The sequence below is a fragment of the Bacillus sp. sid0103 genome (assembly GCF_019219025.1).
Genome location: NZ_JAHUWN010000025.1, coordinates 103,245 through 110,032, shown reverse-complemented (window position 1 = coordinate 110,032; position 6,788 = coordinate 103,245). Strand labels below are relative to the sequence as shown.

Below are 6,788 nucleotides of genomic sequence, written 5' to 3'. Positions count from 1 at the left end.
GAGATTAGCTACATCTTGTGAATGATAACTAGGAGGAGCCGTGTGCGTGAATAGCGCAAGCACGGTTCTGCGAGGGGGGAGAAACACAATCTACCGCGAGGTAGAGAGGTTCTCTTCTACTCAACTAACTTAAGAAGAAGTAGGCAGACAAGAAAAGCGTTTTTTGTGGTGGTGGTGGGAGATTAGCGAAGAACAACTTACGACATAAAATGAATACTTAGAAAATGAATAGAGAATGCTAAGAAAGAGGAGGGCTAAAGATGTCAAATAAAAATCAGTGGCTACTTAATGCTCCTATGGTTTTATTAGTATGGTTAACACTCCCTTTTTTAGGGGTACGTAATATTAAGAAATTCCTTCCTGCATCCATTTTTATTGTAATTGTAGAAATTCTTCTTGCCCAAATTGGGAAGGAACGCAAATGGTGGGTTTTTTATAAAAAAAATTCATTTATTTCAGTGGCATTACCTTTTTATATTGGACCTTTTTTAATAGGTTCAATGTGGATTTTAAAATGGACATATGGAAATTTTAAACGTTTTATTACACTCAATGCAATAGTAGATGGTATGTTTGCCATTTTAATGATGGGTTTATTAAAAAAATTAAAATTAGTTACACTCGTCCGGTTTAATAAAATTCAATTTTTTCTTTATTTGTTTCTTAAGTCGTTCTTGTTATATGGATTTCAATACCTCATTGAAAAGAGAAATGCTGACTAGATTTGGTTAAAGGGATAAAATTGTTAGTTATGTTAAATTGATGGCATATGTGAAATTTTGCACTTAAGCTAACGGGTGCATTACTGGAACAACGGTAATGCTTTTTCTTATTTAAGTAACTGGGCAGTTTAGTGGAAGAGTCCAGATTGATCTTTGTTCAGCAATCGGGCCATATTCTTGAATAACAGTTAGATTGTATTGCGAAGAGATTAAGATGATTATAAAGATTGACATCGACACAATACGTGTATATACTCGTAATTATGAGAGAACAAAATTCAACAGTTGGAGTATATCTTCTTGATTGTAGGAAAGGTTGGTGAAAATTATGAGAGAGCAAAATTCAACGGCAGATTTTTCAGGGACGACCGATTATGCAGCAGAATGCGCTAGCTTGAATTTAAGAAAGGCGTCCCGGTTCATTACCAGTTTATATGATGAATATTTAAGACCAGTCGGGCTTCGGTCTACACAGTTGTCATTGTTGATGGCACTTGAACAGGCCGGGTCTGTCACCATTACATCTCTCTCCGAAATTCTTCTGATGGATCGGACCACATTGCCACGAGATCTCAAGCCGCTTGAGAGACAAGGCTGGGTGTCGATCACGGAAGGGGAGGATCGCAGGAAACGATTTATTGCTCTGACACCCGACGGCCGGGACCTTCTTAAGCGTGCGCTGCCGTTATGGGAACAGGCGCAAATCCGTATTCGAGACTATATGGGCGATGACCGTTATAAAGGTTTTCTTGGTCAATTGTCTGATATCGTTAAGCTGAACAGGCAAGATTAATTTTTTTATCAAAAAGGGTGTATATACACTTATTTTGATTCGGGGCATGGATTTCTGTCTCAGTATGCCGCTGCTTGCGATGAACATGTCTTAATGTTCCTTCGATAATGTATATGATCCCTTAGATGAAGGTAAATTAAATTATTTTTTGGAGGGTTTACAAATGAAGCTTACAGGAAACACGATTTTTATTACAGGCGGCGGTACGGGAATTGGCCGTGGTCTAGCAGAAGCTTTACACAAACTGGGAAACAAAGTTATCATCTCTGGGCGGCGAAAAGAGCGTCTGGAGGACACGATTAAAGCGAATCCCGGGATGTCCGGAGTAGAGTTGAATGTACAGGATCCTGACAGCATAAAGGCGGTCGCCAAGCAGTTAATCGAAGAATACCCGGATTTAAATGTCTTGTTTAACAACGCCGGCATCATGCTGCCCGATAACGCAGCGGGCGTGATCGACGAAGATGTTTTGGTTTCGACTGTCACGACAAACTTGCTTGGGCCAATCCGTATGACGTCTGCGTTAATGGAGCATTTGAAGTCCAAAGAAGAAGCAGTTATCATCAACACGACTTCGGTACTTGGATTCGTGCCGCTAGCGATGACCGCTGTATATTCGGCGACGAAAGCAGCACTCCATTCCTACTCGCTTTCTCAACGGTACATGCTTAAAGACACTTCGGTAAAAGTACTGGAAATGGCGCCGCCGGGGGTTCAAACGGATCTGATAAATCTCAACAATCCGCACGCGATGTCGCTTACGCAATTCATTGAAGCAACGATGAAGGTACTTGGTACGGATACAGACGAGGTTCTGGTGGAAGAAGCGAAAATGCTTCGAAATAACCCGGGCCCGAGCGAAGGCGCTTTTGTGACCCAGTTCAACGATATGATGTCTGAGCCGCCAAAGGGTCATTAATCCGCCATCTTGACGAAAATATACGATAAAATATAACATTCCACATATTGGCATTTTGTTCTTACTCAAAGCAAATTAAAAGCATGATTGAAAATAAGCGAAGGTGTATACACCGCAGTTCAGGGAGGAAAAGAGTTTTGAAAACCTATCGACGGATGGAAAAAGGAGCCGTACATTTTAAACACACGTTTAATTAATACAGACATTTAATTATGACAAAAGGAGAGATGTGCCATGAAAAATGCAATGATCGCATTGCTTCGCCAGCCCACTACGATTATCGGAGTTGTTGTGGCATTTATGTTTCAGATCATTTTTAGTATCGTATGGATGACAGGCTACAACGGAATTACCGACAACACCAAGAATTTGATTATCGCCATCGTTAACGAAGATCAAGGACTCGGGGCTAACATCGCTGACGAACTTGCCGGGAACCTGCCTTTCCGAATCGAGAGGATGGATTCGTTGTCCGCCGCCCAGACGAAGTTGAACAAACGAGACGTGCAGATGGTGCTGTATCTGGCATCCGATTTCTCCAAGCAGTTGCAAACTCCAGGTCAAACGGCGCAAATCCATTACTACTTGAACGAATCGAACCCGCAATTCATCAAGAGCATTATGCAATCGGTTGCCAGCAACGTTACGGCGATTGCCAATAAGCAGGCGATTGCCGCAGGAGCGCAGGCGAAACTGACGCAGGTAAGCCCGAATCTCCCGACTGCCCAGGCACACCAGATGGCGCAAGGACTGTCCGAACGCGTCACATCCGACATGCAGACGTCCAACAAAGTGAACGGTATGCACAACCAGATGGTGCCGATGATGCTCGTCCTCGCTTGCTTCGTCGGATCGATGATCAAAGCGCAGAACCTGCAGATTTCCGTCAACATCGTCTCACGGCAATACGGCAGATGGAACGCATTCGGCGCCAGAGTGATGCTCAACGTCATTGCGGCGGCGGCGGTCGGACTTGTCAGTACGACGATGGTTCATTTGCTCGGCGGGCAATCCGTCGTCAGCTTTGCCACGATGTGGGGCTTCGTGTCGCTCGTGTTACTCGCATTCATGTTTTTCGCTCAAATGTTCCTGATTCTACTCGGCAACGCGGGCATGTTTCTTAACATCATTATGCTTGCGACACAGTTGGTTTCTTCCGGAGCGATTGTACCGCGTGAGCTGCTGGGCTCGTTTTATAATCGGGTGAGCGACTATTTGCCGGCCACTTACGCGGTGGAGGGGATCATGAACCTGCTTTTCGGCGGTCCGAGCTTGGGTGCGAGCGCCATGACGCTTGTATGGATATTGGTTGTATGTCTCGCTATCAGCGCTGCCGGTGTTGCCGTCAGCCGCAGGAAGCGCAAAACCGCGCCAGCATCTGCTACCGCACCGGCCGAATGCTGACTTTCGATTGAAAAACAAAGAGGATTGGAAACGGGTATATGGCAAAACGCACAGTCAATGGAATTTGGTATCAGAAGCGGTCTATGGACTAACAGAACTACATCGAAAAGACATTAAGGGTACGAGACTTGTCGCAAATCCTGGGTGTTTCTCTTCATCAACAATCCTTGCACTTGCACCACTGGTGAGGGAAGGGCTCATTGATTTAGATAAAATTGTTGTAGATGGTATGTCAGGAACGGTTGGAGCAGGGAATAAGCTAGATCGTGCTCTGCATCAACCCGAAATACATAACAATATTTTATTCTACAACGTTGTGAACCATCGGCATAGCTATGAAATGGAACAGGAATTATCCGTAATTGCAGGACAATCCGTCCACGTGCACTTCACACCCCATTATGTGCTGATATCAAGGGGAATATTATATGAATGCTGCGATTGAGGCAGATGACGCAGACCCATTGCTTTCAAGAAAAAGTCCGTGAAGCAATGGATGGCTTGCTCGGAGTGGTTCGAATCTTGTTCAGAAAGGCATAGAGAAGGGTGAAGTTAAACAAGGCGTGGATCCCGAGTTTGTGGCGACCGTGTTTATCTCCACGCTGGAGGGGGCGCTAACACTTAGCAAACTTTACAAGAACCCAGAGTACATGAAAAGAGCTGTGCATCATCTTAAATCCTTTCTTGCTCAGAACTATGCCTAGCAGTCTAAAAAAGAAGCCGGCGATGGCTTTTTTTACCCTAAAAAAAAGACCGATCGGTTTCTAAAACTACCTATAATACTTAAAAGGCGATACTGCGAAATCTAACAAGGATGCTGTCATAGTGGATGTCGTCCGATCATCGATGAGCAAGAAGAAAGAAACTTTAAGTCTTGACCGTTACGATAAGCTTTCCGTACAAGTTCTGTCAGCCTTGGTAGAAAGCTTCACGACGGTGTACTTTGCGATGCTACTGATACAGCGATGAGAATAGCCTACGCATCTACCCTCAGCGAAGGGGAGACATTCACAACGCTAGAACTAAAAATCAATTTTACTAAGTCTGTATGGAATGCACGACTTCAAATAATTGGGCAGGCCATCAAACAGGGTAGTACTGACGGATGGGCGTTAAATTGAACGACTAAGGAGTTGAGTACCATGAAAAAGATGACAATAAATGATCATCCTACCGTAAAACAATATTACAAGAAAAAGGAAATTATGCAGGGAACCGAAGGCAGGCGCATAGATACACAATGGTTGCGGAATTTATGTCTACATGCAGGAGCCGACGATGTTGGATTCGTCTCTATTGACCGAAACGAACTTGGGGACCAACGAAAAGAAATTTTGAATCTGTTTCCTGAAGCCAGGACGCTCATTAGTTTCGTCTGTAAAATGAACCGCGAGCCCTTGCGTTCGACAGCCCGATCTATTGCAAATACGGAATTTCATCATGTTGTCGATAACGTAACGCATATCGGACATGAAATCGTGAAAGAGCTTGAAGAGCAAGGCATCAAAGCATTGAATCCGCCAGCAGGATTCCCGATGGAGCAGGAAAGTACCGGAAAAGCATGGGTCATCTCACATAAACCAATTGCGGTTGCGGCTGGACTCGGACAAATCGGCATCCATAGAAATGTCATTCATCCCAAGTTCGGCAACTTTATTTTGTTAGGTACGATCCTTACAAATGCAGATATGACTTCGGAAAGTCAGCCCATTGATTATAATCCGTGTTTGGAGTGCAAATTATGCGTAGCTGCCTGCCCAGTAGGAGCCATTGGCGCTGATGGTCATTTTAATTTCTCCGCCTGTTATACGCACAACTATAGAGAATTTTCCGGCGGCTTTACCGATTGGGTGGAGAAGATTACCGACAGCAAAAATTCTAAAGCATACAGGGACAAAGTAAATGATGCAGAAACAGCATCTATGTGGCAGAGCCTTTCTTTTGGGGCTAGCTATAAAGCGGCCTACTGTTTGTCCGTTTGTCCTGCTGGAGAAGATGTAATTGGTGAGTTTCTTGATGATCGTAAGAAATTTTTGAAGGAGGTTGTCAAACCACTGCAGGATAAAAGCGAAATGGTGTATGTAGTGCCGAATTCCGACGCTGAGGATCATGTCAAAAAGCGTTTTCCCCATAAACAAGTGCGGTCGGTGAGCAACGGCTTACGATCGAAATCAATCCGGGCGTTTTTGGGAGTGCTTCCCCATATGTTTCAAAGAAATCAAGCAAAAGATTTAGCGGCTATCTATCATTTTACATTTACTGGAGAAGAGAATGCTCAAGCAACGGTTATCATTAAGAACAAGACCCTTTCTGTGAAAAAGGGACATATCGGGGATGCAGATTTCCAACTTATTGCAGACAGTCAAACATGGATTCGGCTGATGGCCAAAGAAACAGGGATATTATCAGCCGTCATGTCAGGTAAAATTCGCACAAAAGGCCATTTAAAGTTGCTCAAGGCTTTCAGCAGGTGCTTTCCGTCATAAAAGAAGAGAAGATTTCAACAAAAAATGGGAAAAAGCACAATCGTTTTGTTAGGTTTGATACATTATGTATCAAACTTGTGAATTCGGCGGTAGAATTGGCAGTACGCGATATAGATGTTGACACTAAGACCACTGAAGGTTTCACAAAAGCAGAACAAATGCTCAAGGAAATTATTCTCTGGGGGCAGCAGAACGGTGAATTCACCCCTGATTACGATACCGAAGAGCTAGCGGAATATCTGCATAATGTATTGGTAGGACTAAGGGGAATGGCGAGAACCTCGACCGCTAAAGAAAAACTTCACAGCATAGCCAAATTATCGATGAATTTTTAGAAAGATGATTTAATTTTATTAGAATGATCATTCCCATATACACGGATTTTCTCATTCATCTCATGCTATTCCTCCCTAAACCAAAATTACTTGCTTGTCACGCATAGACCGCAATTTTAAGGAAGCATA

The 6,788-nt window shown here is 43.7% G+C and carries 9 protein-coding genes and 1 pseudogene; all 10 read left to right on the top strand.

The annotated features are described in order from the left end of the window. The first annotated feature begins 260 nt into the window (after positions 1-260). The 10 genes and pseudogenes from KW850_RS24085 to KW850_RS24050 all read left to right on the top strand — a co-directional run bounded on the left by KW850_RS24085 (position 261) and on the right by KW850_RS24050 (position 6,659). Positions 261-722: a hypothetical protein gene (locus KW850_RS24085; protein WP_218350290.1), complete on the top strand. Its 462-nt coding sequence runs from the start codon at positions 261-263 to the stop codon at positions 720-722. 328 nt (positions 723-1,050) lie between these two features. Beyond that, on the top strand, positions 1,051-1,515 hold the full coding sequence (locus KW850_RS24080) for a MarR family winged helix-turn-helix transcriptional regulator (RefSeq protein WP_218350289.1): 465 nt from the start codon (positions 1,051-1,053) through the stop codon (positions 1,513-1,515). Positions 1,516-1,678: 163 nt separating this feature from the next. Next, entirely contained in the window at positions 1,679-2,434 is a 756-nt protein-coding gene (locus tag KW850_RS24075; protein WP_218350288.1) for an SDR family oxidoreductase, read from the top strand. A 234-nt stretch (positions 2,435-2,668) separates the two neighbouring features. Then, positions 2,669-3,838 (top strand): YhgE/Pip domain-containing protein, encoded by a 1,170-nt coding sequence (locus KW850_RS24070; protein WP_218350287.1) that lies wholly within the window; start codon positions 2,669-2,671, stop codon positions 3,836-3,838. A 7-nt stretch (positions 3,839-3,845) separates the two neighbouring features. Beyond that, positions 3,846-4,283 carry an Asd/ArgC dimerization domain-containing protein gene (locus KW850_RS24065; protein ID WP_218350286.1) on the top strand — a complete coding sequence of 146 codons (438 nt, stop codon included), beginning with the start codon at positions 3,846-3,848 and terminating at the stop codon, positions 4,281-4,283. Between the two features lie 82 nt (positions 4,284-4,365). After that, positions 4,366-4,542 (top strand): annotated as a pseudogene (locus KW850_RS34335) (TetR family transcriptional regulator C-terminal domain-containing protein); the annotation flags it as partial. Positions 4,543-4,663: 121 nt separating this feature from the next. Beyond that, complete coding sequence (locus KW850_RS24060; protein WP_218350285.1) at positions 4,664-4,807, top strand: hypothetical protein; 144 nt, start codon at positions 4,664-4,666, stop codon at positions 4,805-4,807. Continuing rightward, positions 4,804-4,959 carry a hotdog family protein gene (locus tag KW850_RS34330; RefSeq protein WP_374226386.1) on the top strand — a complete coding sequence of 52 codons (156 nt, stop codon included), beginning with the start codon at positions 4,804-4,806 and terminating at the stop codon, positions 4,957-4,959. The genes KW850_RS24060 and KW850_RS34330 overlap by 4 nt, the downstream gene beginning before the upstream one ends. A 21-nt stretch (positions 4,960-4,980) precedes the next feature. After that, entirely contained in the window at positions 4,981-6,324 is a 1,344-nt protein-coding gene (locus KW850_RS24055) for an SCP2 sterol-binding domain-containing protein (RefSeq protein WP_256358416.1), read from the top strand. Then, positions 6,309-6,659, top strand: coding sequence for a TetR family transcriptional regulator C-terminal domain-containing protein (locus tag KW850_RS24050; RefSeq protein ID WP_218350284.1), 351 nt, complete (start codon positions 6,309-6,311; stop codon positions 6,657-6,659). Before KW850_RS24055 ends, KW850_RS24050 begins: the two co-directional genes overlap by 16 nt. Positions 6,660-6,788 lie beyond the last annotated feature (129 nt).

What these genes read in the sequence shown, in the direction of transcription:
- KW850_RS24085 (WP_218350290.1), top strand. Translation starts at nt 261, where the DNA reads ATGTCAAATAAAAATCAGTGGCTACTTAATGCTCCTATGGTTTTATTA.
- KW850_RS24080 (WP_218350289.1), top strand. Translation starts at nt 1,051, where the DNA reads ATGAGAGAGCAAAATTCAACGGCAGATTTTTCAGGGACGACCGATTAT.
- KW850_RS34330 (WP_374226386.1), top strand. Translation starts at nt 4,804, where the DNA reads ATGAGAATAGCCTACGCATCTACCCTCAGCGAAGGGGAGACATTCACA.
- KW850_RS24070 (WP_218350287.1), top strand. Translation starts at nt 2,669, where the DNA reads ATGAAAAATGCAATGATCGCATTGCTTCGCCAGCCCACTACGATTATC.
- KW850_RS24055 (WP_256358416.1), top strand. Translation starts at nt 4,981, where the DNA reads ATGAAAAAGATGACAATAAATGATCATCCTACCGTAAAACAATATTAC.
- KW850_RS24075 (WP_218350288.1), top strand. Translation starts at nt 1,679, where the DNA reads ATGAAGCTTACAGGAAACACGATTTTTATTACAGGCGGCGGTACGGGA.